This is a genomic window from Rossellomorea vietnamensis (assembly GCF_008180615.1).
GTDB lineage: Bacteria > Bacillota > Bacilli > Bacillales > Bacillaceae_B > Rossellomorea > Rossellomorea vietnamensis_D.
Genome location: NZ_VTEH01000003.1, coordinates 278839 through 304664, shown reverse-complemented (window position 1 = coordinate 304664; position 25826 = coordinate 278839). Strand labels below are relative to the sequence as shown.

Sequence of the window (25826 nt, the reverse complement as noted above, 5' to 3'; positions counted from 1 at the left end):
GAAAACGTAAAGAGAAACGGAGAAATCAAATCAGTCAAAACGGAAATAATTTCTTTTAAGTTTCCTCTCTATCTTCATCAAGTCCCGATATGAAACCTTTTCTTCCAGAGGCTTTGTATCAATCAGCAGCAACTGGTCTTCTAATTCGATTGTAACCGCTTCCTCAGTAAAGACTATACCGCAGCCGCTGCAAAAGACCTGCGGAGTTCCTGTAATCTCAATAGCTCTTGATCCGTCGGGAAGTTCCCAAAAAACCGGCCCTCTGCTTCTATAAGCTTCTTCTTCCCCGCACCATTCGCACTCAAACCTTTCAATCATCGGAAGAGTCTGCCTTATCCATTTTCTTCAGCTGCGCCTGGTACTTTTTCTCTTTAAGAACGTCCCTTTTTTCCCGAAAGTCCTTCAGTGATTTATGATCGGGATTTGTGACATAATTCTCTCTTCTGTCCTGCCTGTGCAGTCCCTCAGGAACGAGTGTGGATTTAGATTCATTCAGAAGCCCGGTAATCCCTATGGAGGATTCAAAGTTTTTCAAAGGATAGATGGAATTAAAGTATTCGTCTGCCCTGCCCGGTGTATAATTTTCCGGCTCTGGATAGGTGGTGATAACTCCTTCAAAGTTTCGGAGGACCACTTTTCCTGCACTTTGTGAAATAAGATAATTTGGCTGAAGAGCAATCTTGCCTCCGCCGCCCGGTGCATCCACTACAAAGGTAGGTACGGCATATCCTGATGTGTGGCCCCTTAAGCCTTCAATGATTTCAAGTCCTTTTGAAACAGGAGCTCTGAAATGTCCGATTCCTTCAGATAAATCACATTGATAAATGTAATAAGGGCGGACACGGATTTTCACGAGATCATGCATCAGTTTTTTCATGATAGGTACACTGTCATTGATTCCAGCGAGAATGACCGCCTGGTTCCCTACAGGAACTCCTGCATCAGCAAGCATTTCACAAGCTTTTTTGGCTTCCTCGGTGATTTCAATGGATGTATTGAAATGGGTGTTAAGCCAAACGGGGTGATACTTTTTCAGGATGGCGCAAAGGTTTTCCGTGATGCGATGGGGAAATACCACAGGTGCACGAGTACCGATACGAATGATTTCCACGTGTGGAATTTCCCTTAGATTCTTCAAGATGTATTCAAGGATTTTGTCATTAATAAGCAGGCCGTCCCCGCCTGAAAGCAGAACATCCCTGACCTGAGGGGTTTCCCGTATATAATTGATTGCTTCATCCAGCTGCTTCTTTGGGACACCCATCCCGATTTGGCCGGAAAAGCGCCTTCTTGTACAATAGCGGCAGTACATTGAACATTGATTGGTGACAAGAAAGAGTACTCGGTCAGGATATCTGTGAGTAAGTCCGGGGACAGGGGAGTCCTCATCTTCATGCAGAGGATCCTCCATATCATATTTCGTTTTGTGAATTTCCTTTCCTATTGGCACCGACTGCATCCTGATAGGACAACGGGCATCCTGTTCATCCATCAGCCAGGCATAATAGGGAGTAATATTCAGCGGAATGGTTTTCGTGGAGATTCTGACTCCTTCTTCTTCCTCGGGAGTCAGGTTGATCACTTTCTTTAAATCATCGAGGGTCCTGATTGTATTGGTCAGCTGCCAAATCCAATCATTCCATTGTTCCTCCGTGACGTCCTTCCATACTTCTATGTCCTTCCAATGTCTCTTAGGTTTATATAGATCATTCAACATTTGAAGCACCAACCCTTCTCCATCATTTCACCAGACTGACAGCCCTTCCACAAAAAAAATTCTAGTTACTTCTAGGCTATGATGGGCCAGGAAAAATGGTTTCTGATTTTATAGCAAGATTTTATAAGGCACTTAAATCCTTCCACCAAATATTCATATCCTCCATTTTGTCATAGATATAACAATTGTTCACCAGCCTGCCTCCATAGCGGTACCCAAGCTGCCTGAATGCGGCGTTCATCCCGAAAGAAAGCGATCTGGCTATTGTATAGGCACAATAGAATTCCTGCTTTACCAGTTCTTCTTCCAGCCCGTTCAACAGCTGTTTCATCAGGCCCCCTCCCCTGAAAGCAGGAAGTGTGGCACAATCAGTCAGTTCTGCACTTCGAAGGCACTTGTCGATTTCTGCAGACGCAGCGCTTATGATTTCCCCGCTCTTTTCAACAAACAAAAAAATGGTACCGCTTTCAATCGATTTCCGAACATACTTCGCATCCTGCAATGGGACCGGGTACACAGGGAAGACTCTTTTATACAGGCCGGCCAGCCTTTCAGCATGGTCGATATCAGCTCTTTGAAGACTGTAGGAGTATAAAGGATACTTATCCTCAGGCTTCAGCTTCTGAACTTCTGTCAAGATTCTATTGGATTTTTCCCAGCCAGTGCTCATCTTTCTCTTGACCGTTAAAAACTTTGCCAAAAAATAGGCATCGCTTCCATGAAAGTATCCGTTAATATATGCCTCTAACTCATAGCCATTTTCTATAAAATAATGGAGATGTTCACGTTGGGACTTGATGATCACTTTCTCTGCAGCTGCCTCCTGTGCAGCTTTATTTATCATTTCATTGACTTCATCTAAATTTCCTGAATAGCCGTCTATCCTGATTCTCTCATTGAAAGAATCACAATAGATTTTGACGCTCGCTCTGTCTCCTTTGATTTCTTTAGTGTATTGCATCCCTCTCCCTGCTTTCTTCATTTTGAAATTTAATTGAGGCTGGCTTTCATCATTTTTAATAATGACTAGCTGTTACTCTCCTTAGATTTAAACTCCTTAACTACTTTTTAGGCACACTGGATAACTAGCTTAGGCATGCGCCTTCTGGAACACCGATACTTCCACCAGTTTATTGGTCTATAGCGTCTGATACCTCACACCATTTGATGAGAGCAGAGGCAATCACTTCTGCTGCCAGCAGAATCTTGGGAACTTCAATGTATTCATTTGCATCATGAGCAGCTTCTGTTGTACCTGGCCCGAATACTATTACGGGGATATTTCCTCCCTTTGACAATATTCCGCCGTCTGTTCCCCACGGGGAAGCTTCAATGACAGGATCTGAACCAAACACATCCTGGTAAGCATCTTCCATTACGTCCAGGAAGGGATGATCCGGCTCAAGACTTCCCGGCTGCCATCTTCCTCCAAACCATTCCAGCAGGACCGGATGATGCTCAAACCAGTTATCATAGTCTGAAAGTTTCTTCAAACAAGATTCCAATTGTTTCCCCACTTCTTCCATCGTTTCATCCGGACCAACACCAATTCTCCCCTCTACCACTGCCAAGTCAGGGACTGATGATGGCCATTTGCCGCTTTCAATTTTTCCGACGTTGATTGGAAATGGGATTGGTATACTTCTATATAGGGGATCTGCCACCTTTTCATTTCTCTTTTGCTCCAGCTCCTGCAATGCCTTCAAAACAATAACTGCTTTCTCAATGGCATTCACGCCCTCATACCGGGTTCCTCCGTGTGCCTGTTTACCTTTAATAGAAAGCCTGAACCACATGGAGCCCTGCTGCTTCGGAAACATCTTTAAGTTCGTTGGTTCAGGAATAATGGCTGCATCTGCTGTGTAGCCTCTTACCAACGCTGCCAAAGTTCCAGTCCCTCCGCTTTCTTCTTCTATTACACTCTGAAAGATGATATCGCCCTTTAATTCAATTCCATTTTCTCTTAATGCTTCAACTGCCAGCAAAAGGGCTACTGTCCCGCCTTTCATGTCGGTCGATCCTCTGCCAAAAACCTTTCCGTTAAGGTACTCTCCGCTATATGGATCGATATTCCAGGCAGATTCATCTCCCTCTGGTACCACATCAATATGTCCATTAAGGATGATGGACCTCCCGCCGCCTTTTCCTTTTATCACACCGACAACATTTGGGTTTCCCTGGAACTCTTCACGATCGCAGCGAAAGAATGGATGGTTCGCAATTTCCTTTTTCTCGACCTCCCAAATGTCCAATTCCATTCCCAATTCCCTGCATTTTTCTACAATTACCGCCTGCGCCTTGGATTCATTGCCGCGGACACTCTTTTCCTGAACAAGTTTTTGCAAGAGACGGACAGCCTGCGTTTCCTGGCTGTGGATCCATTGTTTGACCGCATTATTGTCCATTTCTTTCACATCCTTCGTTGTTGATAGGGTCTTTACTTAATGTTCTTTACCTAACCTGTAAATTTGTGTTTAGGTACACTTTGAGGCTTTTTTCATTGCGAAGTGTCTTTTACAAAGCTTCTATCGAATACTTGAGCGCTACTTTCCCAGCGAAGTGTCTTTTCCAAAGTTCCTACGGGGCACTTAGGCGCTTTTTACGCAGCCAAGTATCTTCTAGAATAATTCTATGGAACACTCGAGTCCTTTTTCCCTGGAAATGTGCCTCTTAAGTTGCCTCCTCAGAATCACTTGGGCACTTTCCAGAGGAGTTCTTTTCATACCATGGGTCTTAAAACTTAAAAGTTCAAATGAAACCTAGATTGTCGGCTGCTTCAAAAGGAGCTTCTGTGTTTTGTGTAATGTCACTAAGTGTATAGGGGTGAAATATTTCCAGGAGCCTCAATCCAGTTTCGGTTGTCTCAAATACACCCATGTCGGTGATGATCATATTCACACAGCCTTTGGCGGTCAACGGCAGCTTGCATTCTTTAACAATTTTACTGTTTCCATATTTATCACGATGGGCCATCACCACAATCACTTTTTTGGTCTTCATAGCTAATTCGGTTGCTCCCCCCATTCCAGGTACTTTCTTGCCTGGAATGATCCAATTAGCAAGATCTCCTCTTTCGCTGACTTCAAGTGCTCCCAGGATCGTCAGGTCCAGCAGCCCCCTTCTGATGATGCTGAAGGCCGTCAAGCTGTCAAAATAACTTCCTCCCCGTTCCAGAGTGACCGGAAAGCCCCCGGCGTTACAAAGGTTGGGATCTTCTTCTCCTACTGGCGGTGATTTTCCAATCCCAAGGATTCCATTTTCTGCATGAAAGAGAATGTTCTTCACTTCTTTTACATGGTTAGGAACTAAGGATGGGATACCGATTCCAAGATTAACGACCATTCCTTCGCTGATTTCTAGTGCCGCTCTCGCTGCCATTGCGTTTTTCTCCCTTACTCCCAAGCCCACTTCCAGTCAACCCCTTTTGAAAGCACAATTTTATCAACGAAAACTCCTGGTGTAACAATTTCCTCAGGATGGAGTTCTCCCGGCTCTACGATTTCTTCCGCCTCCACAATAGTGACATCGGCAGCCATTGCCACTAAAGGATTGGTATTTCTTGCGCTTTTGTCATAGACAAGGTTACCAAGCTTATCAGCTTTTCTTGCATAAATGATACCTGCTTCTGCCGTCAGCGCTGTCTCGATTAAATAAGTTTTTCCATTCACATCGAGGGTCGCTTTATCACTATTTAAAAATGGATCATCCGAACCCACATCCGTTATGATGCCGTATAACCCGCTTCCTCCTGCTCTTATCCTTTCTGCGAGGATGCCTTGCGGGGAGAATTCAACTTCTAATTTTCCTTCGCTCATCAGCCTTCCTGCAACAGGATTGCTTCCAATATGAGATGCAATCACTTTTACTGCCCTTCCTTCAGAAACCAGCTGCCCTATTCCGATTGAAGGAAATCCTGTGTCGTTTCCAATTAAGGTTAAGCCAGATAGATTCCAATGCAGAATGTGCTTGATAAGGTTTGGAGGGGACCCCACTCCCCCAAACCCTCCAAACATCAGTGTCATTCCATTCCGAAAATAGCCTTTAATTTCCTCGTAATCACTGACCTTATGCTCCGCCATGATCTTCCCTTCCTTCAATTTAAATCTCTGTAATGGATTTAAACGTCCTTTCTAAACGTGCTATAAGTTCATCAATTTCGGGTATGGTGATTGTGAAAGGGGGAGCAATCATTACAGCCGACCCGCTTCTTCCATCAATTCCTGCAGCTGCTGGATACAAAAGGAGCCCTTCCTTTTTTGCACCCTCCACCAAAATTGTAGTGAAGGCAGCATCAATTTTTTTCCCGTTGACTGACCCCGCGAATTCAATTCCAATCATCAGCCCTATTCCCCGGACATCACCGATAAAGGAATAATTCTTCTTCATTTCTTTTAATTCATTTTGCAGGTACTCAGCTTTCTCTCCAATCCCTTCAATCATTTTCTCTGATTTTATAAGTTTGAGCACAGCCAGGGCCGCGGCACTAGAAAGAGGGTTTGCACTGAAGGTGTGTCCGCTCATGATGACTTGCGATCCCTGAAGGATGGGTTGGAGCACTTCCTTCGTAACTAGCGCAGCCGCAATAGGGGCGTAACCTGCACTCAAGCCTTTTCCAAGCGCAACTATATCCGGCTTGATTCCCCAATGTTCCATCGCCAGGAATGTGCCGGTTCTACCGCATCCTGTCATGACTTCATCCGCAATGAAAAGAATCTCATACTTTTCACAGATCTCTTTGATGATCCTGAAATATTCCGGCGGTGCGTCGATCGCTCCTCCTGCCGCTCCGATAACAGGCTCCGCAATGAAAGCAGCAACATTTCCTTCTCCTATTCTTCTGATTACTGTTTCTAACTGTCTGGCACACTGAACATTGCATCCGGGATAGGTCTTGCCAAATGGGCAACGGTAACAGTAAGGGGGCTCAACGGCAGGCCAGTCACCCACAAATGAATCAAACCTTTCTCTCCTGACAGGGTGGCCGGAAGCTGATAAAGCACCTAAGGTAATTCCGTGATAGCTTAACCACCTGGAAATCACCCTCCGTTTTGAGGGTCTTCCTTTTTCCTGCCAGTGCTGGATGGCAATCTTCACAGCCGTTTCAACTGCTTCCGACCCGCTGTTGACTAGGAAACACCAATCCAGCCCCGTTTCTTTTGAAAGAAGGGCAGCAAGTTGTTCACTTGGCTCGTTCGTGAACTGCGAACGATATACAAACGAAACCTGCTGCCCCTGCCTGTAAATAGCTTGCAATATTTCTTCGATACCATGACCAATATTAGCTGTCACTGCTCCGGAACATGCGTCCAAGTATTCAAAACCTGCCTTGTCATAAAGAAAAACACCCTTGCCATAGTCGATTTCAGGATAAAGCTCAGATAGCATCGGTTTGATTAGGTGCGAATGAGGCATGAAACCCCCTCCTGATTTGTATGAAGTTCTACTCTTACTAATACTTATGTTTGAGCTGAAGAATCTTTCTAGAAAAAGTTAATATAGGAGAGGAAGCTTGGATTCTATAATTATCTGCTTAAGCAAGAAATCAGTTTGGCTATCTGGCTGCAGGTACTGGCGCATCTGAGAATCGAAACTGCAAGAACGGCTCGCTGACTCCACGGATTCCACTATTCTTCAACTTCATGCTGTCTGCACGACACTGCTTCCAGCCAATCATTTAAATTGAAAATCTATCCTCCCAGTAAAAATCAAGTAGCTGAAACAATAAATATTTATGGATCCTACGTAATCCACTCTGTTTGAAAAGTATTATTCTTCAGCAAAAAAAGACCGATGAGACATCGGCCTTTTTTCGTATCACTTCATTTCATATTTACATTAATGTCAGCATTTAGGCGCGTAGCAAACCGCCCCGATAATAATCAATAAAATAAACAGCACAACAATCAACGCGAATCCACCTGCATACCCCGCACCAGCTACAGGTCCCGCAGGATAAGCATAACAACAATCATCATATCCGTAATGCATAAAACATATCACTCCTCGGATTTATTTCTGTTTCACCATTACTTTATGTATCAAACGCCTAATGTGTTTGTGCTTTTGCCCAATTTCTCTTCACTGCAGCCACCAGCAGGCGGTGCTTGTGCTGCCCCCTTCCCCAAAGCATCTATTTGCTTTATACTTACAAAATAGTAATCAAGGAAGTTCAATTGGATTTAAAAATACTTTCAAACTTATATGAATAACAAGGAGATCAGGATGAAGTACTTAATAAAAAATTTCTTTAACGGTGTATTGACCATTTTGCCAATCGGTTTGGTGATTTACGTAGTTTATAAGCTTTTTATTTTTCTAGACGGTCTGCTTGGGAATGTACTCAGACCCCACATGAATGAGAATTATATTCCCGGTATTGGCATATTGGCAACGGTAATATTGATCACGCTCCTTGGATGGCTTTCCACAAGATTCATAACCGGTTCAGTCATCAAACTGCTTGATTTTACTCTTAAAAAAATTCCTTTGGTTAAGACTCTGTACAGCATCATTAAGGATACAGTACATTCGTTTATAGGTGATAAGAAGTCGTTTTCACAAGTGGCGCTTGTTACTCTTCCCGGCACTGGAATGAAATCTCTCGGCTTCATCACCTCAGAGGAGCTAGAAAAGTTCCATGGCCATCTACAGCCATATGTCGCTGTCTATATTCCGCAAACTTTTCAGGTGGCCGGATTCACTTTTTTAGTTCCGAAAGAAGAAGTGGAGATCATTGATGTCAGTCCTGAAGATGCCATGAAGTTCATTTTATCCGGCGGCATGACATCCTCAAAAAAATAAGAAAGTCTAAGTGGTTGTGATTTTCGTGATCTGGTCCGAAATAATGAACTAGTCGAAAACAGCCACAAAAAAAGAGCTGAAAAAATTTTCAGCTCTTTTTTATTATTTTGCAGAAACCTTCATTACCTGGCTGTCGCCGGCTGTTACATCTCCTGTTTCTGCTTTCTCGATTGCCCCTAAGTCATCTCCATTTGTAATGATGACAGGTGTGATGGTACTCTTCGCTTTCTCTTTTACAAGATTGATATCAAAGGTCACAAGCGGATCTCCCACTTTGACTTTTTTCCCTTCAGATACATGGGCTTCAAACCCTTCTCCATTCATGGAAACTGTTTCAAGTCCGATATGAATGAGAAGTTCAGCACCATTCTCAGCTTTGATGCCGACAGCATGTTTGGTTGGGAACACTTGAATGATTTCTCCATTTACAGGTGAAACCACTTTTCCTTCTGATGGCTCGACAGCAATTCCATCACCCATCATTTTCTGAGAGAATACAGGGTCCGGCACCTCTTCAAGATCAAGCATCCTGCCAGTTAGAGGAGAATGCACATTGATGGAAGTTGGTGCTTCTTCTTTTTTTCCGAATAGTTTCTTAAGCATTTCAATCAACCTTTCTGTGTCTGAAGTTTGTCATAGATTATGTTATAAAGGAATGATTCAATCAGCCTCTCAGCAATCACTCAAAGAGTTTATTATATTCGCCATACCCCTCTTTTTCAAGGTCTTCCTTAGGAATGAACTTCATTGCTGCTGAGTTGATGCAGTATCTGAGCTGATCCGGCCCTGGACCATCATCAAAGACGTGACCGAGATGCGAGTCACCAGATTTGCTTCTGACTTCCTTTCTGACCATGAAGTGGCTGTAATCCATCTTTTCTTCGACTTCCTCTTCTGTGATCGGCTTTGTGAAACTTGGCCATCCGCAGCCTGCATCATACTTATCTTTGCTGCTGAACAATGGTTTGCCGGAAACGACATCAACATAGATACCGTCACCGAATTCATCCCAATATTCATTTTTGAAAGGAGGTTCTGTTCCGTTGTTTTGAGTTACCTCATACTGCATGGGTGTTAACTCTTTTTTCAATTCTTCCTTTTTCTTCACTGCTGCTCCCCCCAATGCTTTTTGGTAAATGCTTTTCGGCCTGAACCAATACTGTATCTTTGATAATGCGAAGGATTCTTCTTGTAGTACTGCTGATGATAGTCCTCTGCTTCATAAAAATCTTTGGCCGGCAGGATCTTGGTAACAATCGGTTTTTGAAACTTGCCGCTCTTAGCCAAGTCCTGTTTCGATTCTTCCGCTGCTGTCCGTTGATCTTCATCATGATAGAAAATGGCCGTTGTATAGGATTGTCCCCTGTCAAAAAACTGTCCGCCTGGATCAGTGGGATCTATTTGCTGCCAGTAAAGTTCCAGCAATTTCTCATAAGGAAACTTTTCCGGATCATAGGTGATTTGGACAGCCTCATAATGGCCTGTTGTTTCTGAACACACTTCGCGGTAAGTTGGGTTTTCCTTGTCTCCGCCGGTATAGCCGGACACCACATTCAGTATACCCGGCATTTCCTCAAACGGCTGAACCATGCACCAAAAGCAGCCGCCGGCAAAGGTTGCTTTCCGAGCCTCAGGAATTTCCTTCATCACTCTCATCCTTTCTGCGTTCTCCATAACAATATTCCCTTTATTGCATAATTCTAACGTGAAAATGAGGAGAGGTAAAAGAATTAGATTACCATTGGCCCATTCTGTTTTGCGCGGTCTTCTTCCACTTCTTTTTTTCAAGAGATTGAAGGCGTTTATCCGCTCTTCTTTTGGAATATTGGATTTCCCTCTGCAGCTTTTGATAACTCCTATACCGCTCTTCTTGCAGAAGTCCTTGTTGAATTGCCTGCCTGATCGCACATTGAGGTTCTTCTTCATGTGTGCAATCACGGAACTTGCACAGCTCTGCATACTCTTCTACATCCCCGAACTGAGTGGAAATCCCTTCATTGCCTTCCCACATTTGCAGCTCTCTCATACCGGGTGTGTCAATGATGAAAGCTCCATTTTCCAGCAGGAACATCTCCCTGTGTGTTGTCGTATGCTTTCCCTTGCTGTCTTGTTCTCTTATCTCCTTTACAGCCTGCAGGCTTCTGCCCGCCAAACTGTTCAACAGTGTTGATTTCCCCACACCGGAAGATCCTACTAACGCAGCTGTTTTTCCCATAGCCAAATACGGACTGAGCTCTCCCATTCCCCACTTTTCTAATGAAGAAACGGGAATAATCGGTACTCCCATCGCAACTGCCTCGACCTCGGCAGCCTTCTCGATAATATTGTCACATAAGTCCGCTTTGCTCAGGATCAGCACAGGACTTGCACCGCTTTCCCAGCAGAGAAGCAGATATCTTTCAAGCCGGTTGATATTCAAGTCTCCGTTCAATGATGAAACAATGAATAAAAAATCGATATTGGCGGCAATGATTTGCTCCTCTGCTTCATCTCCCGCTTTCTTTCTGGAGAATTTGCTTGTGCGCGGCAGCACTTTCTCGATCATCGCCTGTTCATGCTCAAGAGGTATGAAACCTACCCAGTCACCAACTGCCGGCAATTCTTCATTTGTATGAGCCTGATAGTAAAATTTTCCTGGGAGCTTTGCCTGAAACTCTCCTTCAAGAGACAGCAGCGTATATACTCCCTTGTGCTGTGAAGTCACTCTTCCTATTTCAAGGGCTTTATCCTTCAACTGGTTGGCCTTTTCTAAAAAAATCATTTCTAATCCGTTTAAATTGTTTCCTCCTAATATATCCGGTCTTCCGGAAAAATGAACACACAAAAAAACCATGGCATAGACACGGCCATGGTTTTATATGCATATCGAAGAAACAGTTGAATCCAAAGAATCAACCAGCCATCATGATACATCCGCACATTGAAAACAGGCCGTGTCAGTGAAATCAAAGACAAAGTACAAATTAGATCTACTCATAACACATCACCTGCTTTCTATTTATTATCTTCATTATGGCTTACTTTTCTAAAAATTGCAACGTTATCTTATTTTTATATTCGCTATTTCCTGACGAGCTCTTTATTTATTGTTCTTTCTTAAACTTTTTGAATTTACAAGTTCATTCTAAAAAACATTAACTCAGGACATTGCTTTTAAATCTAGGTGTTTTCACCAATTTTTCCAAAGGAGCATAGTGTATTGAAGTAAATTCAAATATAGGAGAGAGATGAATGACAAACAGAGAGTTCTATCTTCAGAAAGCTGCCATGTATGATTTGTTATCCATGTATTTTAAATATTCCGATCCCCGGCTGCACATACATTATTATCAAAAGCATCTAAAGTACATGCAAAAAGGGGTTCACAGTATGAGAGACCATCAGCAGGAACGCCCTGCCCAAGTAAGGGTCCTTCATGCAGTCCCTGATGCCCCGAATGTAGATATATATGTAAATGGCAATCTAGTCTTGAGTGATATAGCTTTTAAAGACATCACTGGATTCATGCCGCTGCCTGCCGGAAAATATCATATTGATATCTACCCTGCCGGCACAAGTGTCAGCACTGTCATCAGCAAAAAAGTGACGGTGGAAGCAGGAAGCATTTATACTCTTGCCGCAGTCGGGCAAGGAAACAAACTGCAGCTTCTTCCATACGTAACGGATCCATTCGTTCCTCACGGTGAAACAAAAGTGCGCTTTATCCATTTGTCACCGGACGCTCCGGCTGTCGATATTGCTGTTGCCAAAGGAGATGTTATCTTTCCGAAGGTTTCGTTCAAGCAGGCAACGGATTATCTCGGGCTGACGCCGATGACTGTAAATCTCGAGGTAAGAGCCGCAGGGACAAAGGATGCTGTACTGAGTGTTCCTAATGTTTCTTTACAGCCTAATCAATCCTATACTATTTTTGCGGTTGGCCTGCTAAATGATTCTCCAGAATTGGATGCGCTATTGGTTATGGGGTGATGTGATATTAGCCCGGATATATGATAGTACTGAGCTCTTCTAGTTGTTCTTTCTAAGATTCCAGACCATGGACGTAAAAGCCGTTTTTTCCCTCCTGATCAGGCCATAATTTTATGTTCAATAAAAACTTCAAAGGATTCTAAAGCTATTGTAGTAAAAAGAGCAGCATTTCCAATGCTGTAAAAGAAAAAAGTCAACTATTCTTCCTATTCGAGGAAGGATAGTTGACTTTATCTTTGATCATAACAAGCCGTTTATAGAATACGGTAGATTTTCAGGGTCCTTCCGCGGAACCCCCATCATTTTAGTGTATAAAGATTTTATTCAACCGGCACGAGCATATTAAAAACAATATCATCATTTTCCAAGTCGAACTTTTCTGCACGCACCTGAAGATCACTCTTCATTTCCAAGTTTTGCAGTGATACATAAATTAACTCTTCGTTTGGCTGGATTTTTATCCATTCTGGGAACTCATATGAATCTCGTATGATCTTTAACACATGCTCTACGGGCAGCTTCAGGGCTCCCACCGAAATGGAGTCCTGCTTCAGGAGTAAATCACCATTCTCCAAAGCTCTTGGTTCAAATGTCATCTTAAAGTTTATTTCGCTGGTAAAGACAGGCACTGCACCATTTAATACAACCTGATCATCCAATATAACCGAATAATCAACAGGAGCAGTGAATTCGTCCTCAATATAATGGTCGATCATTTGATTTAAATCCTTCTTGGTCGCTCTTATTTGGAAAGCGACGTTTTCTCTCTCAGTAAGACTTTCATCAGGCAGCTCATCATCCTCAATTGGCACCATTAACAAAACGGCAACGAACAGAAGCAGCAAAATGTTAAGTCCCAGGAGAGTAAAAAAGCTTGCCTTCCATCTTTTTTTCATATCAAAGCCCCTCTTCCCCGACAATAAATTCACTTTGAGTCAACTCTGCTAACGTTTCCCGTTCAGTCAGTTCTTCAAACATTCTCTCCGCCATTAATTCATAACCGTCGTCATTAGGGTGGAAGTAGTCACCTTCAAACAGGAGGCTGTCCTGCCCTTCGATAAAGATTTCATTTATTGTGACAAAGGCTGTCCTGTCATACTCAGCCAATACTTCTTCACTAAGCAGATTCCAGTTAAGGATGATTTCATCAACCTCTTTAATTTCTGAGAACCACGTATTGAAAGGATTATAGATACCGACCAATACAATGCCGCCGTCAGGGTTGTACTGCCGGATAAGTGTAAGGATTTCCCGGAGGCGATTAGCATAGTTAACCATTTCTTTATTAAAGACAGCAAGATTTAAATCATAGAGGTTTTCCTTAAATACCTTCATGACATCATTACCGCCAATGGTAATGAAAACCAAGTCAGAGTCTGAGACGGCCCTGCTTACCTCTTCACTTTTCAGCCTTTTCAATAACTGATCTGTTCGATTCCCTCTTACGCCATAATTAGTAAATTCAGCTTTTTTTATGGAATCAAGTCTTTCAAGATCGGACTGCAAGAATGGAACATATCCACCACTTTTGGTGCTGTCTCCCACCCCTTGTGTCAAGGAATCACCAATTGAGACAATCTTAATATCTTTCGGTATGAAGTCCGCGGGCGGCTGTTCCTTCTGCAGTAAGGTATGGGTGACTTGCGGGTGCGGTTCAATATTCTCACTGGAGCAGCCTGAGAGGACTAGTAAAATGAACAAGAGAGAGAAGAGAATTTTTTTCATAAGACAGATCTCCTCTCTTTTTTGGCATTATTCGAATAAAATTGCTGCTTAGAAAAATATTTATGATTCTAGTAAAGAAGAAGTTTTTTCAAGACTTGCTTACCGGAATAATTTAAGTAAGCAGGAGGGTGCTTCCTCATAGTCATTTAAGCAGCAGCACTTTAGAATAGGCCCTTTTGTTTTCATTATATCATGAGTATATATTGAAGTCCGATTCTTTTTGCTTCACTGCTTTCACAAAACCGCAGCACCCAGTGTAATCTGGATTCTATTCTGCAAATGCCTTGCTCTTTCATCAATTTTTAACGGGCAGGAGGATTTTTAAACGTTTGAAACACGTCTTTTATAAAACTGCTGTAATTAAAATTGACAGCAACGTTATGGGATTTCCAGTCTATTTTTTCTGTGCTGTCCCTGAAATCGCCTGAACTTTGACCGAATGTAGTGCCCAGGTTCACTTCAATCTTTACAGGAACCTTCACAAATTCCATTTCTGAATCAGGCTTGATCGACCAAAGAGCAAGAAGGTCATGCAGCGGACTTCCAGCTAGTTCCGGATATGTTTTCTTATAAAACTTCTGATAATAATCTACCAGCGGTTTAATAATCTCCCCCACTTTATCACCTGTTTGTTTAAAGTAGTTATCCAGATCGTTTATCATTTGGGGCGTGAAGAGAGCATACTTGGTGACATCCAAAGGTACGATGTAGACAGGCTTCGGCGACAACTGTAAGACGATATTGGCCGCATAAGGATCTCCGTAAATGTTTGCTTCTGCTACAGGGGTGATATTTCCAGGTACCCCAAAAGCCCCTCCCATGAGATAAAAATCGTTCACCAGCTTCATTGTTTCAGGATAAAGAATAAAAGCAGCAGCCAATGACGTAAGCCTGCCTGCGCTAAAGATGGTAATGTCATGTTGATATTGCGTAATGATATTTTTCACTTCAAAGAAATTTTCTAATAAAGTTTCATCTTCATGGTGATTTTCGGGAATAATCGGGCCTAGGCCCGCTATTCCATGTATCTCTGGAAAGTATAGCGGCAGATCCCCTGTCAAAGGAGAAACAGCCCCTCCAATGACCGGCCTTTCTGCGCCTGTCAACGTTTGAAGGTAGGCCACATTTTTTAAAGCGGTTTCTTTTGAGACATTTCCATAATCAGCGACGATACCCACTATCTCGATCTCTTCACTATAGAAACCATAAAGAAGGGCTATAACGTCATCCACTCCGAAATCAGAAAACAGCAGCACTTTTTTTCTTGCCACTCATCACCACTCCCTCACCTTAAGATTACGACATTAAAACGCCTTTTCCCATTTTGTCAGAAGCCTTACTGCATATGTTAAGCCATACAGACATCAGGCTGATTGTGATTAATCAGCATTACAACATTACTAAGTTACCCCTCATGAAAATAGGTTCTCGTGACAAAGTTTTAACAATTGCACAATTATATACCACGGTAATGTCCAGCCTGTTATGATAAAATCATTTAAAAAAGGAAGTGATGAATATGCATAAAGGGATAGCTTTATATATTGTTAGTCTGGCAGTGCTGATGTTATTCATAGCAGGGTGCAGTACGAATGAAAAAAACACCACCGCGTCTTCAGAGGATCATGATCATCATGAGGAGCATGCTAACGGAGATATAAGAGAAGAGACTGCAGGACCTGAACTGCTGCCGTCTTTTTTAGATGATAAAGATGAAAACATTCAGCTGGTCTATGCCTCGGCTGCTCAAAATCCGGAATTACTCCAATACATTCCATGCTACTGTGGGTGTGGAGAGTCTGCCGGGCACATGAATAATCTGAATTGCTTTGTCCATGAAATTGAGGATGATAAAGTCATATGGGATGATCATGGCCCAAGGTGTCTTGCCTGTCTTGAAATCGCTGCAGAATCCATTGTGATGCATGAAAAAGGAGAGTCCCTCAAAGATATCCGAAATTATATTGATGAAAAATATAAAGAAGGATATGCCAAGCCGACTCAGACACCGATGCCTTCTTAATGATAAATCCTTTGATATAATTAATAAACTTATAGCAGAACGATTGACCTGCTGCTGCAAGCACTCAGGCTTTCCTATCTGTTAAGAGAAAGAGGCTGGGACAAGACCATAATAAAAAGCTCTCTTCGCAAAGATTGTGGCTGAGTAAAAAGAATGGATTTCCGCTCCAGGTGCACGCCTCCGCGGGGCGGGCGGTGAAGCAAAAGCGGAAGTGGCCGTTCAGCGACGTACAGATTTTAGGGCTCTCGCATGAGATAAAGGAATCACGGAGAGCGACCGCGATTCGATGATGACTTATCTATATAAAGTGAAATGGCCCCGCTCAGCGGCGTACGGACTGGACTGACTCCGCATGAGATAAAGGAAACACAACGAACATAGTGAGTTGATGTTGACTTATCGCAAGGAGGAGGCAGGGAAGTACGCTAGCCGTTGGGGTCATGCAGCTAGATTAGCAAGGAGAGAGACCGAAATCTGCTAGTCGCTGGCCGCTGGAGCTGGATGAGCCTCCTCGGCTTTGCCTGCATATAAAGTGGAAGCGCCCTGGTCAGCCCCGACAGGCAAATGTTCTCAAGAGAAAAAAAGGCGCTTTTTCCTTTTATTCTCTTGAGGTTATTTGACCCCGAGGGGATGGGCGCTGCAACTGGATTAGGGGTCTCACCTGTCCCGCTAGTCCCACAGGAGGTCGCACACCTTCCGCACCAATCCGTCTACGTTCAGGAAAAATCGATAAATATCCTTGAAAGCAACATCTTTCAAATAGAGCCAATTAAAATGAAAGAACCGCATGAAATCAAGTATAAAACCTTGAACTCATGCGGTTTTATTTTTCTACTATCCCAACTTATGTCCCAGCCTCTTTCTTTTCAATCCGTATAATACATAAAGCCGATCGCACCAGGACCTGTGTGGGTGCTGATAATCGGAGTCGTATCCTCGATTTCGATAGCTTCATAGCCTGTTAATTCAGTGATCCGGCTCTTCAACTTCTGAGCGAGATCCTGCCCATCTGCATGGACCAGTCCTACGCCGCGGATCGTCTTTCCTTTTACGTCTTCCACAAATTGGGCAGCTAAATATTTAACCACCTGTGAATGGCTCCGGACTTTTGCTACAGGAGTATATTCTCCTCCAGCCAGTGAGGCAATTGGCTTGATGTTCAGGAGAGACCCGATCAAGGCTCTTCCCTTTCCTATTCTTCCGCCTTTAACAAGATTCTCCAAAGTATCCACTACCACGAATAGATTGGTTTCATTTCTAATCTGATCCAGTCTTTCCAGGATGTTTTCCAGGCTTTTCCCGTCCGCCGCCATCTTGGCAGCCTCTATTACCTGAAAGCCAAGAGCTTTAGAAATAAAACGGGAATCAACGACTTTCACATTCGCAGAGCTCATCTCAGCTGCACTTTCAGCAGATCTCACCGTGCCGCTCATATTCCCAGTCATATGTATTGAAAGTACAGTACTTCCATCGCTGCCCAATTTGTCATATAATTTTACAAATTCTCCTGCAGGGGGCTGCGAGCTTTTGGGAAGTTCATTGGACTGCTTCATCTTCTCCATAAATTCTTTGGGAGTGATGTCAACCCTATCAAGATAATTCTCCCCATCGATCGATATTGAAAGAGGGACTACGTGAATGCCGTAGGTTTCAATTTCTTCTTTTGAGAGATCAACTGTAGAGTCCGTTACAATTTTTATATCTTTCATTTCCACACATCCTTGTCTCGTGTATGCTTGTATTATACCTTGATATGGAACCGTTTTAAAACATTTTACAGTATGTACAGCTTCTTTTTTTGAAACCGTGTTATCAAAAGATCAGTTCAGTGTAGTTAACTGCATTGTAATCGGTTGGTGATTTCCGCTCAAGAAGTAAGATTCTGCAGGGCTCCTGCCCGCTTTAATCCGAGGAAGCAGCTCTTTTTTTCTGAGTTACCAATTTATTATAGGTGAATTATGGCGTTATCCTTCGATATCCATATTAAATAGCAACAAAGTTTACGAAAAGAGCCATAAAAAAGATTACAATAATACAAAAATGACGAGGTCTTTCATTCATAGTCCACTTCTGAATACTAAACAGACCTTCCGCCAATATAGACTTTAATTGAATAGTTCAGCTTTTTAACGAATACTCCCCTGTATAACCTGATATTTTTTCACAAAAAAAGAAGCACATCACAGGAGGAGTGCTTCCAAATCAAGGGGCTACGCATTATTCTTCAATTCTACGGCATGATAGATACTTTGGTATTCCGGCCACTTCAAATGCCTTTTTAAATAATCACGGAAACTGAAAACCTTCTTCCCGGTGCCCTGATTAATATCTGACAGGAACAATTGAAGCCGCATATTGACTTTAAAATAGAGCGGGTTGTCATTGGCCAACACTGGAATGTCTAAAATCTTTACCTTCTGTCCATAACTATTTTTGAACTCAAGGCTTTTCAGTAACAAAATATCAATCCTCTTTTTCACCCGTTTATACTTATATTATACATTATAATTGATGCTGGCAGATGAGATGTTATCGCAATTTCTCATTTTTATTATGACAAATTCTCCAACGGTTTTACACAGGATTCAAAATCATTCCTGGTAGAATTGACTTCTTGTGACACTTTGTATTTTGTCATGAACTCTGAAGGAAAAGGAACAAGCAGCTCCTTCACTTCATTGAAGGTGTAGTCTGCCGTCGAAATCCATTTGTTGATGTTTTCCTCTCCCTTTAGAATGACAGGCATCCGGTCATGCACCGGCTGTACAAGATCATTGGCAGAGGTCGTGATGATGGTCGAAGAAACGGCTGCAGAATTGCCGTTTGTCTGCTTATCCCACAAGCCGGCAAAAGCAAACGGTTCCTTATCCTTCATCATAAAGCGATAGGGCTGCTTTTCTCCGTCCTTTCTCTTCCACTCAAAGAAGCTGTCCGCGAGAATCGCCGTTCTCCTTTTGTTCAGCAGGTGCTTGAAGCTTGATTTTTCCTCCAGTGTTTCACTTCTGGCATTGATAAGGGGCTTCCACTTGCTTCGATCATTTACCCAAGATGGGATAAGTCCCCATCGAATCGGACCCGCCATCCGCTGTCCTTTACCTGTAATTAAGGATAGGACCGCCTGTGATGGAGCAACATTGAAGCGAGGTCCCCATTCATCGACCCATTCATCAATAAGAAATTTTTCGACAAGTTCTTCAAAAGACATTGTCAATGTGAACCGTCCACACATGGCTGCTGCCTCCCTTTTGTATGTAATTTCAATTATGACACATATTATATAAGACTTTTTGGAGCAAACCTAATAAAAGCAATGGAGGTTTCTTACTGATGGATTACAAACTTAATGCTGTGGACAGTGAAATTCCTGTTATTGTAACAATTGATCCGGATAACGGTATCTATACAATCCGAAAGAGTGATACAAGCGGAGAAGTTTTTAATGATCCTGAAGATCTTTTAGCCTGGTATATGACGAATTTGGAGCCCGGCAGCTTCACGTCCTCAATTGATTACCAAAAAGCGATTCAATGGATTAAGGCGAATCTTCATTAAAATCGCGGGCATTCTTTATCAAGCTCTTTTCTCAAACTTCGGAACTATTTAAAATAAAATTCCTTAAAAACGCCTTATTTACATTCCTATCAAACAACAAGAAAAGAACTGTTCTTCCCATTCAGAAAAAAACTTACTATCTAGGGAGAATCTGAAGATACTTTTATTTGAAAACTCCCTTATATCTAAGTTCTTACAGAAGCTAAGCATCTGTTAACATCTTTCATTTGCCATACCGCCTCCGCCATATTATGATGAAAACAGGATAAAAAAAGGAGGTACAAAACGGTTGGCCTTTGATTATACAAACTGGAAAGAAGAAATTGCGAACGCTGTGACACACGGTATCGGGTTTCTCCTGAGCATCCCGGCTCTTGTGCTGCTGATCTTGGCTGCAGTTGAAAAAGGGACTGCCTGGCATATTGTAAGTTATACGATTTTCGGGGTTACCATGCTGCTTCTGTATTTGTTTTCAACATTACTTCACAGCTTTAAACCTTCACGAATAAAAAAATTGTTTGCCATCCTGGACCATTCAGCTATATATCTGCTGATTGCCGGAACCTATACTCCATTTATGTTAGTCAGTTTCCGCACTCCTTTGGGATGGACGATTTTTGGGATCATATGGGGGCTGGCTATAGCTGGGGTTGTCTTCAAGTGTTATTTTGTTGACCGCTATCAAATAATTTCGACCATAGTATACCTTCTCATGGGATGGATGATTATCATAGCCGTCAAGCCGCTGTACGAAATCCTCAGCCCTACTGGATTTTTGCTTCTTTTGACTGGCGGAATCTTTTATTCCATCGGAGCAGTTTTTTACGTATGGAACAAGCTTCCATACAACCATGCGATTTGGCATTTATTCGTATTAGCAGGAAGCACTTTTATGTTTTTGTGTGTATTGCTTTACGTTTAATAGGCAGCTTGATTTCTATAAAAAAGACCCCGCAGGACGGCAGCAGCCATCCAGCAGGGTCTTTTTTACTCATTTAAACTGCATTAGGATACCAGTTTCACTAGCATATGGGAAAGCATATGCTGCTCTTCTTTATTACCGGCTTTCCATAGTTCATATAAAAGTTTTTCTTCTCGGTTTTTCGGCTCTTCATGCTTTGCCAGGTAATCTCCGACTTTTTGAGCTGCTTTTGCCTTCTGCTCTTCATTTAAGCCTAATTTGTCCGCCTTATCTACTTTGTCGCCTAAATAGGATTTGAAGCTTTCGAAGTTTTCAAGAATGTCTTCTTTTTTATCCTCTGACATGTTTGAAAGTTTGCCTTCTACTTTGCTGCCTACTTTACTGTCATTAGTATTAGTGTTGTGTTCCATTCTGTCTCATCTCCTTTTTATTAATTGCTACAGTGTCTATATTCCCGGTTGCCATTAGACTAAACCATCATGAACACACTGAGAAAAAATTATTATCAGATGAGTGTATTGGTACATTTTATGAAGCTTTGTTGATTCTGCCGCTTTCTATGATTTCTTTTAAGAAGTCCGCCATATCCCTTGGCGTTTTGCCTTGGTAGTCAATAAGCTGAAGGGCTGGCAGGATGTTAATACTAACAGAAGCTGGTTTAAGCCCTCTTTTCTGATTTTCGTAAATATCGGCAGTGCCGCTTATATGAATAGGGACTACCGGCACACCTGCGTCTAGGGCAATTCTGGATGCACCGGTTTTAAACTCGCCAATGCCTCTGCCTTTATTCCGAGTTCCCTCTGGAAAAATAACCAGAGAATGGCCGTCCTTCAGTTTGGCAGTACATTCCCTTAAGGAAAGGACGGACTGCCTTTTATTCTTTCTATCAACAAAGACACAATTCAGGACATCCATCCAGCCACTGATGATCGGCACTTTTTTCACCTCGATTTTCGACATGAATCCGAATGGCTTATCTACATACCCTAAAAGGACAGGAATATCGAAATCACCCTCATGGTTGGAGATGAACAGTACAGGGCCATCCGGGATATTCCCTTCCCCGGTTACCTCCACAGCAGTGCCAGTCCTCTTAATGATCCCTCTGGCCCACCTTTTAGCCATGGCATGTCTCTTTCTATCTTTCTCCTCTACAGGAAGAGAACCGCTGATATTTTTCATTTTCACAAGATTGGGCACACTATAAATCAAATATAAAGCCATAAATGATAGCACATACAAAAAACGAAACATGGTAAACCCCTTTCTGATTTTCTCTCTGTTATTATATCTTTTTTTATATTGTATGACTTCTTTTTTTCTTGAAATTTGGAGGATGCATTATTTTATGAATGTTTTTCAAGGGAAAGAGCTGCGTTAATAGATGTGTACACTTGCTCATTTCAGTTAATAGGCAGGGTAAAGAGCTGGTATTAAAAGGCTCTTTTCGCAAAGATTATGGCTTGTATAATGGAATGGATTTCCGCTCCACGTAAAGGGGGACGAAGGTAAAATAACATTTTTATACAGCAATTAATTTGAAAAAAACCTATTAAATAGACTGTTTTCGCCTTGAGTTTTGCTTTCGGCAGGATCCCCTCCGTGTACTAAGGTTTTTTTCTAAACGGGGAACATCTCATTTCCTTTGGCTTTACCAGAAAATAATGCCTTTACCTTGAGAAGTTAAAGAAAAAGCACCAAAGTGTATGAAAAGACCCCTTTTAGAATCTTGTGGTTCTTGAAAGCTAACTTTTATACTTTTTATTATTTTTAAAACAACCTAAAAACCTTTGAACAACAAAGATTAAGGTAAAAACATTTAATAAGAGCCGGCAGACTCTAACGTCTGCCGGCTCTTTTAAATTATTTCTTCTTGTAAACTTCAAACACATAATGATAGGGATTTTGTTCGTTTTGTACTCCCTGCTTAGTGGAAATCAATTCATACTCATCCCAATTGAGATCAGGGAAGTAGGTATCTCCTTCGAAGGTTTCATGAATTCTTGTCACATACAGCTTGTCCGCGTAGGGGATGAATTTCTCAAATATCACCGCTCCCCCTGTCACCATGACCTCCACCTCCATTTCTTCAGCATGATGGAGGACTTCTTTTATATCATGATAGACAATGCAGCCTTCTGCTTCATAAGAAACATCTCTCGTGAGGATGATGTTTTCTCTTCCGGGAAGCGGCTTTCCGATGGATTCGAACGTTTTTCGTCCCATAACGATTGGATGGCCCATTGTTGTTTCTTTAAAGAACTTCAAATCCTCCGGCAGTCTCCACGGAAGTTTATTTTCATAGCCGATTACACCATTTTTATCCATTGCCCATACGAATGAGATCATACACTTACCACTCCTTTAATATGAGGATGAGGATCATAGTTTTCTAAAGTGAAATCATCAAAGCTGTAGCTGAAAATATCTTTGACATCTTTATTAATACGTATGGTTGGAAGAGCGCGGGGCTCTCGCGATAATTGAAGTTTGACCTGTTCCATATGATTTTGATAAATATGCACATCACCGAAGGTATGGACAAACTCTCCCGGCTCTAAATCACATACATTGGCTACCATCATTGTCAGCAGTGCATAGGAGGCAATATTAAATGGAACGCCCAGGAAAACATCTGCCGATCGCTGGTATAACTGGCAGGATAACTTCCCGTCTGCCACATAGAATTGAAACAAGCAATGGCAGGGCGGCAGGGCCATCTTCTCAATTTCACCAACATTCCAGGCATTCACAATCAATCTTCTGGAATCGGGGTTATTCTTGATGTTTTGTATCAGCTCGGAAATCTGGTCGATCGTTTCTCCGCTGGCACCTTCCCATGAACGCCATTGCTTACCATATACTGGACCAAGATCGCCGGTTTCATCCGCCCATTCATTCCAGATACGAACACCGTTATCTTGAAGGTATTTCACATTGGTATCGCCATTGAGAAACCAGAGAAGTTCGTGAATGATCGACTTCAAGTGCAGCTTTTTTGTCGTGAGCATCGGAAAGCCTTCACTGAGATCAAAGCGCATCTGATATCCGAAAGTGCTGACTGTTCCAGTACCAGTCCTGTCTCCTTTCTCAGTCCCATTGTTCAATACGTGTTCGCAAAGCTCTAGATATTGTTTCATGTCGTACCCCTTTTACATAGATTCCAATTCTGCAAAAAATTGGTGTGTCGCTGGAGCTTTTTCTTCCAGCTCCTCATTGGTTTTCAAGTTCAGGTAGTACATCGCAAAGGCCTCTGCGAAGTATTCCTCTTCATAATTCAGAAAATAATCTTCTTCTGGAAATAGAAGATGGGCTTCCTGTTTCCAAATAGCAGTGAACTTCATTCTATAGTAGAGATCATCCAGCACATAACGATTGATGCTGTGTGCCAGTTCATGGAGTTCAAGATTAATGGATCCGTGGCCGGAACCTTTTTCGCTGTGCCCGATTTTCACGAGAACCAGCTTTGATCCTCCTATACCAGGCACCTCATCCCAGGTTCTTTCTGTATTAGTGTACCCTCTCGGAGTGACTCCTTTCAAGTGTTGAGTTGTGGGGAAACTTGTTAATTTATCTTGAAACAGGCGGATCATGATTCCTTCTGTTTGAACAGAATGAAGGAGCCTTGGAGGCAGATGGTCAAGGCGGTAAATAATCTGCCTGGCTTCCGGTTCATCAAATGGTTCCTCGGGAAGGAGAATGATTTTTTCGAGAACTTCGGAATTTAGTTTGATGTCTTTTTTTATAGGGGCCTTTTCGAGTAATAACCCGGGATAATCTGCGGAGGAATTCTGCAAAATAAAAAAGACTCCTGCAAAGACAGCAGTGACAAGTAATGAAAGTTTCTGATACATACCTGTTGTCACCCTTTCTATCGCATGAGGCTTCTTAACCGATTAGTGGACTATGTATCTATCATAACATATATTACAATAATATTTCTCTGTAAGATTATTGAAAAATCACACTATATACAATCACTATAAATAGTATTTGGATGAAATAGTAGGTTTTCACAAGACTTTTTTCTCAAAGATTGTGGCTATTTTAAAAGTAATGGATTTCCTCTCCAGGCGCTCGACTCCGCTCCAATCCTTTCCCGGGAAAATGAGGAGAGAATAAAAATAGCATCAAAAACAACAATTCTTTAGAAAAGAGCCTTTCATAATAATGAAAAGCAATGTTCATATAGTCTCTTTATGAAATTCAGCAGGTAATGAAAGATTATCTTTACTCATTCTAGTGAATTTTCACAAAAAAAAACAAGAACGTCTTCACGTTCTTGCTAACTGGTACTCTATGATAGACTGCTCCACTGGGGAGGTACATTTTTATCCCAGTATATATCCCCCAAAGTGTGATGCTCCTGGAAATTATCATGCTTGGTATGATAATGAAAATTAAAATAGTAACCCTCTAAAGGAGGATGGTCTCTTCTTACATGAAAACGGATGATATCTTCACCGCTTCGCTCATCATAAATATGAAAGATCTTTTCGCTTTTCGCATAAGCAGGTACTTCCGAAATGGTTAAGTGTGAAAGTTCACTTTCAGGAAATTGCTCTGTCGTTTCTTCAATAGCGGCTTGGATTTTTGGCAGAATAACACTTTGAAATTCATTTTCAATCACCGGCTTGATTTTGCTTCCAAATTTAATATAAGCCTGGTGTTCTGCTTCAGTTAACATTTTTTGGACAAAGACCTCATGATCAACCCCGGCTTCTTCTGCAGCTTCGGTTGACTCAGTCTGGCTATGTATACTTGAAGCGGCTTTCGTATTGGTTTTAGTAAGGGTTTCATTCTCATTAAGAAATGCCTGTGAGGGAGTAACCAGCCCAAATGTTAAAATGGAGATCAATACTACAAATGATTTTCTCATCCAATTAGACACGGAGATTCTTCCTTTCTATATGTATCTCTCTTTTTCCATTATACATATATAGACGGATGAATGGTCAAAAAGGTTTCGAAAATTTTATGAAGGATATTAAATGAGGAATATGGTACTATATTAAAAGAACTTGTAAAGAGGAGGAGTATCCATGAACGTTGAAATTATGGTGAGCATCGGTTTCTTGCTTTTACTGTTTTATTTTATTACCCTGACTATAACGGAT

General features: G+C 42.0%; 28 protein-coding genes and 1 pseudogene. 5 read left to right on the top strand and 24 right to left on the bottom strand.

The genetic code is table 11. From position 1 onward, the window contains the following. Window positions 1-30: 30 nt before the first annotated feature. The 8 genes and pseudogenes from FZC79_RS06845 to FZC79_RS24055 form a co-directional block, all read right to left on the bottom strand. A complete protein-coding gene (locus tag FZC79_RS06845) occupies window positions 31-318 on the bottom strand; it encodes a YokU family protein (protein ID WP_148946055.1) in 288 nt (95 codons plus the stop codon). Then, window positions 311-1717, bottom strand: a complete 1407-nt coding sequence (ablA, locus tag FZC79_RS06840) for a lysine 2,3-aminomutase (RefSeq protein ID WP_148946147.1) — start codon at window positions 1715-1717, stop codon at window positions 311-313. Before ablA ends, FZC79_RS06845 begins: the two co-directional genes overlap by 8 nt. Before the next feature lie 121 nt (window positions 1718-1838). After that, window positions 1839-2678: a putative beta-lysine N-acetyltransferase gene (gene ablB, locus FZC79_RS06835; RefSeq protein ID WP_187442664.1), complete on the bottom strand. Its 840-nt coding sequence runs from the start codon at window positions 2676-2678 to the stop codon at window positions 1839-1841. A gap of 169 nt (window positions 2679-2847) precedes the next feature. Beyond that, complete coding sequence (locus FZC79_RS06830) at window positions 2848-4122, bottom strand: peptidase (protein WP_148946053.1); 1275 nt, start codon at window positions 4120-4122, stop codon at window positions 2848-2850. Window positions 4123-4465: 343 nt separating this feature from the next. Continuing rightward, window positions 4466-5125, bottom strand: coding sequence for a 3-oxoacid CoA-transferase subunit B (locus FZC79_RS06825; RefSeq protein WP_148946052.1), 660 nt, complete (start codon window positions 5123-5125; stop codon window positions 4466-4468). Further along, complete coding sequence (locus FZC79_RS06820) at window positions 5110-5796, bottom strand: 3-oxoacid CoA-transferase subunit A (protein WP_148946051.1); 687 nt, start codon at window positions 5794-5796, stop codon at window positions 5110-5112. Before FZC79_RS06820 ends, FZC79_RS06825 begins: the two co-directional genes overlap by 16 nt. 19 nt (window positions 5797-5815) lie before the next feature. Beyond that, window positions 5816-7129 carry an aspartate aminotransferase family protein gene (locus FZC79_RS06815; protein ID WP_148946050.1) on the bottom strand — a complete coding sequence of 438 codons (1314 nt, stop codon included), beginning with the start codon at window positions 7127-7129 and terminating at the stop codon, window positions 5816-5818. 429 nt (window positions 7130-7558) lie between these two features. Then, a pseudogene (locus FZC79_RS24055) lies at window positions 7559-7651 on the bottom strand (YjcZ family sporulation protein); the annotation flags it as partial. Window positions 7652-7939: 288 nt separating this feature from the next. On the opposite strand from FZC79_RS24055, the gene FZC79_RS06805 reads away from it, so the two are divergent. After that, window positions 7940-8518 (top strand): DUF502 domain-containing protein, encoded by a 579-nt coding sequence (locus FZC79_RS06805; protein ID WP_148946048.1) that lies wholly within the window; start codon window positions 7940-7942, stop codon window positions 8516-8518. Window positions 8519-8620: 102 nt separating this feature from the next. Here the strand turns inward: FZC79_RS06805 and FZC79_RS06800 are convergent, their stop codons facing one another. The 4 genes from FZC79_RS06800 to rsgA all read right to left on the bottom strand — a co-directional run bounded on the left by FZC79_RS06800 (window position 8621) and on the right by rsgA (window position 11279). After that, window positions 8621-9121: a PTS sugar transporter subunit IIA gene (locus FZC79_RS06800; RefSeq protein WP_148946047.1), complete on the bottom strand. Its 501-nt coding sequence runs from the start codon at window positions 9119-9121 to the stop codon at window positions 8621-8623. A gap of 76 nt (window positions 9122-9197) precedes the next feature. After that, entirely contained in the window at window positions 9198-9587 is a 390-nt protein-coding gene (msrB, locus tag FZC79_RS06795; protein ID WP_148946146.1) for a peptide-methionine (R)-S-oxide reductase MsrB, read from the bottom strand. A 35-nt stretch (window positions 9588-9622) separates the two neighbouring features. Further along, window positions 9623-10192 (bottom strand): peptide-methionine (S)-S-oxide reductase MsrA, encoded by a 570-nt coding sequence (msrA, locus tag FZC79_RS06790; protein WP_148946046.1) that lies wholly within the window; start codon window positions 10190-10192, stop codon window positions 9623-9625. A gap of 61 nt (window positions 10193-10253) precedes the next feature. Beyond that, the gene (gene rsgA, locus FZC79_RS06785) at window positions 10254-11279 is read right to left on the bottom strand and encodes a ribosome small subunit-dependent GTPase A (RefSeq protein ID WP_148946045.1); all 1026 of its coding nucleotides are present in this window, start codon (window positions 11277-11279) and stop codon (window positions 10254-10256) included. Between the two features lie 470 nt (window positions 11280-11749). Here rsgA and FZC79_RS06780 point away from each other — a divergent pair, with 470 nt between their 5' ends. After that, window positions 11750-12487, top strand: a complete 738-nt coding sequence (locus tag FZC79_RS06780; RefSeq protein WP_148946044.1) for a DUF4397 domain-containing protein — start codon at window positions 11750-11752, stop codon at window positions 12485-12487. 320 nt (window positions 12488-12807) lie between these two features. Here the strand turns inward: FZC79_RS06780 and FZC79_RS06775 are convergent, their stop codons facing one another. From FZC79_RS06775 to FZC79_RS06765, 3 genes are all read right to left on the bottom strand, one after another. After that, a complete protein-coding gene (locus FZC79_RS06775) occupies window positions 12808-13383 on the bottom strand; it encodes a YpmS family protein (RefSeq protein WP_148946043.1) in 576 nt (191 codons plus the stop codon). A 1-nt stretch (window position 13384) separates the two neighbouring features. Then, on the bottom strand, window positions 13385-14212 hold the full coding sequence (locus FZC79_RS06770; RefSeq protein WP_187442663.1) for an SGNH/GDSL hydrolase family protein: 828 nt from the start codon (window positions 14210-14212) through the stop codon (window positions 13385-13387). Window positions 14213-14514: 302 nt separating this feature from the next. Then, window positions 14515-15483, bottom strand: a complete 969-nt coding sequence (locus FZC79_RS06765; protein WP_148946041.1) for a nucleoside hydrolase — start codon at window positions 15481-15483, stop codon at window positions 14515-14517. A 260-nt stretch (window positions 15484-15743) separates the two neighbouring features. Between FZC79_RS06765 and FZC79_RS06760 the strand changes: the two genes are divergently transcribed. Continuing rightward, the gene (locus FZC79_RS06760; protein WP_187442677.1) at window positions 15744-16235 is read left to right on the top strand and encodes a PCYCGC motif-containing (lipo)protein; all 492 of its coding nucleotides are present in this window, start codon (window positions 15744-15746) and stop codon (window positions 16233-16235) included. Between the two features lie 866 nt (window positions 16236-17101). On the opposite strand, the gene FZC79_RS06750 is transcribed toward FZC79_RS06760, so the two are convergent. The 3 genes from FZC79_RS06750 to FZC79_RS06740 form a co-directional block, all read right to left on the bottom strand. Next, a complete protein-coding gene (locus FZC79_RS06750) occupies window positions 17102-17944 on the bottom strand; it encodes a DegV family protein (protein ID WP_148946038.1) in 843 nt (280 codons plus the stop codon). Window positions 17945-18445: 501 nt separating this feature from the next. Continuing rightward, window positions 18446-18694, bottom strand: coding sequence for a DUF2535 family protein (locus FZC79_RS06745; RefSeq protein WP_148938519.1), 249 nt, complete (start codon window positions 18692-18694; stop codon window positions 18446-18448). A 92-nt stretch (window positions 18695-18786) separates the two neighbouring features. Beyond that, the gene (locus FZC79_RS06740) at window positions 18787-19464 is read right to left on the bottom strand and encodes an SOS response-associated peptidase (protein ID WP_148946037.1); all 678 of its coding nucleotides are present in this window, start codon (window positions 19462-19464) and stop codon (window positions 18787-18789) included. A 98-nt stretch (window positions 19465-19562) separates the two neighbouring features. On the opposite strand from FZC79_RS06740, the gene FZC79_RS06735 reads away from it, so the two are divergent. Both FZC79_RS06735 and trhA read left to right on the top strand, forming a co-directional pair. Next, window positions 19563-19787: a hypothetical protein gene (locus FZC79_RS06735; protein WP_148946036.1), complete on the top strand. Its 225-nt coding sequence runs from the start codon at window positions 19563-19565 to the stop codon at window positions 19785-19787. Between the two features lie 289 nt (window positions 19788-20076). After that, a complete protein-coding gene (gene trhA, locus FZC79_RS06730; RefSeq protein ID WP_148946035.1) occupies window positions 20077-20709 on the top strand; it encodes a PAQR family membrane homeostasis protein TrhA in 633 nt (210 codons plus the stop codon). Between the two features lie 83 nt (window positions 20710-20792). Here the strand turns inward: trhA and FZC79_RS06725 are convergent, their stop codons facing one another. From FZC79_RS06725 to FZC79_RS06700, 6 genes are all read right to left on the bottom strand, one after another. Next, window positions 20793-21119, bottom strand: coding sequence for a DUF3243 domain-containing protein (locus FZC79_RS06725; RefSeq protein ID WP_148946034.1), 327 nt, complete (start codon window positions 21117-21119; stop codon window positions 20793-20795). Window positions 21120-21237: 118 nt separating this feature from the next. Then, window positions 21238-21963, bottom strand: coding sequence for a lysophospholipid acyltransferase family protein (locus tag FZC79_RS06720; RefSeq protein WP_252183267.1), 726 nt, complete (start codon window positions 21961-21963; stop codon window positions 21238-21240). A gap of 609 nt (window positions 21964-22572) precedes the next feature. After that, on the bottom strand, window positions 22573-23058 hold the full coding sequence (locus tag FZC79_RS06715; RefSeq protein ID WP_148946033.1) for a dihydrofolate reductase: 486 nt from the start codon (window positions 23056-23058) through the stop codon (window positions 22573-22575). Continuing rightward, window positions 23055-23849: a thymidylate synthase gene (locus FZC79_RS06710; RefSeq protein ID WP_148946032.1), complete on the bottom strand. Its 795-nt coding sequence runs from the start codon at window positions 23847-23849 to the stop codon at window positions 23055-23057. The genes FZC79_RS06715 and FZC79_RS06710 overlap by 4 nt, the downstream gene beginning before the upstream one ends. Window positions 23850-23861: 12 nt before the next feature. Continuing rightward, window positions 23862-24563: an anthrax toxin lethal factor-related metalloendopeptidase gene (locus FZC79_RS06705; protein ID WP_148946031.1), complete on the bottom strand. Its 702-nt coding sequence runs from the start codon at window positions 24561-24563 to the stop codon at window positions 23862-23864. A gap of 443 nt (window positions 24564-25006) precedes the next feature. After that, a complete protein-coding gene (locus tag FZC79_RS06700) occupies window positions 25007-25600 on the bottom strand; it encodes a YpjP family protein (RefSeq protein ID WP_148946030.1) in 594 nt (197 codons plus the stop codon). Window positions 25601-25826 lie beyond the last annotated feature (226 nt).

Coding starts and splice junctions, on each gene's coding strand:
- FZC79_RS06780 (WP_148946044.1), top strand. CDS start 11,750: ATGACAAACAGAGAGTTCTATCTTCAGAAAGCTGCCATGTATGATTTG.
- FZC79_RS06815 (WP_148946050.1), bottom strand. CDS start 7,129: ATGCCTCATTCGCACCTAATCAAACCGATGCTATCTGAGCTTTATCCT.
- ablA (WP_148946147.1), bottom strand. CDS start 1,717: ATGTTGAATGATCTATATAAACCTAAGAGACATTGGAAGGACATAGAA.
- FZC79_RS06715 (WP_148946033.1), bottom strand. CDS start 23,058: ATGATCTCATTCGTATGGGCAATGGATAAAAATGGTGTAATCGGCTAT.
- FZC79_RS06800 (WP_148946047.1), bottom strand. CDS start 9,121: ATGCTTAAGAAACTATTCGGAAAAAAAGAAGAAGCACCAACTTCCATC.
- FZC79_RS06845 (WP_148946055.1), bottom strand. CDS start 318: ATGATTGAAAGGTTTGAGTGCGAATGGTGCGGGGAAGAAGAAGCTTAT.
- FZC79_RS06775 (WP_148946043.1), bottom strand. CDS start 13,383: ATGAAAAAAAGATGGAAGGCAAGCTTTTTTACTCTCCTGGGACTTAAC.
- msrB (WP_148946146.1), bottom strand. CDS start 9,587: ATGCAGTATGAGGTAACTCAAAACAACGGAACAGAACCTCCTTTCAAA.
- msrA (WP_148946046.1), bottom strand. CDS start 10,192: ATGGAGAACGCAGAAAGGATGAGAGTGATGAAGGAAATTCCTGAGGCT.
- FZC79_RS06830 (WP_148946053.1), bottom strand. CDS start 4,122: ATGGACAATAATGCGGTCAAACAATGGATCCACAGCCAGGAAACGCAG.
- FZC79_RS06710 (WP_148946032.1), bottom strand. CDS start 23,849: ATGAAACAATATCTAGAGCTTTGCGAACACGTATTGAACAATGGGACT.
- FZC79_RS06750 (WP_148946038.1), bottom strand. CDS start 17,944: ATGAAAGATATAAAAATTGTAACGGACTCTACAGTTGATCTCTCAAAA.
- FZC79_RS06725 (WP_148946034.1), bottom strand. CDS start 21,119: ATGGAACACAACACTAATACTAATGACAGTAAAGTAGGCAGCAAAGTA.
- FZC79_RS06735 (WP_148946036.1), top strand. CDS start 19,563: ATGGATTACAAACTTAATGCTGTGGACAGTGAAATTCCTGTTATTGTA.
- ablB (WP_187442664.1), bottom strand. CDS start 2,678: ATGCAATACACTAAAGAAATCAAAGGAGACAGAGCGAGCGTCAAAATC.
- FZC79_RS06740 (WP_148946037.1), bottom strand. CDS start 19,464: ATGTGTGGACGGTTCACATTGACAATGTCTTTTGAAGAACTTGTCGAA.
- FZC79_RS06770 (WP_187442663.1), bottom strand. CDS start 14,212: ATGAAAAAAATTCTCTTCTCTCTCTTGTTCATTTTACTAGTCCTCTCA.
- FZC79_RS06705 (WP_148946031.1), bottom strand. CDS start 24,563: ATGTATCAGAAACTTTCATTACTTGTCACTGCTGTCTTTGCAGGAGTC.
- FZC79_RS06820 (WP_148946051.1), bottom strand. CDS start 5,796: ATGGCGGAGCATAAGGTCAGTGATTACGAGGAAATTAAAGGCTATTTT.
- rsgA (WP_148946045.1), bottom strand. CDS start 11,279: ATGATTTTTTTAGAAAAGGCCAACCAGTTGAAGGATAAAGCCCTTGAA.
- FZC79_RS06720 (WP_252183267.1), bottom strand. CDS start 21,963: ATGTTTCGTTTTTTGTATGTGCTATCATTTATGGCTTTATATTTGATT.
- FZC79_RS06805 (WP_148946048.1), top strand. CDS start 7,940: ATGAAGTACTTAATAAAAAATTTCTTTAACGGTGTATTGACCATTTTG.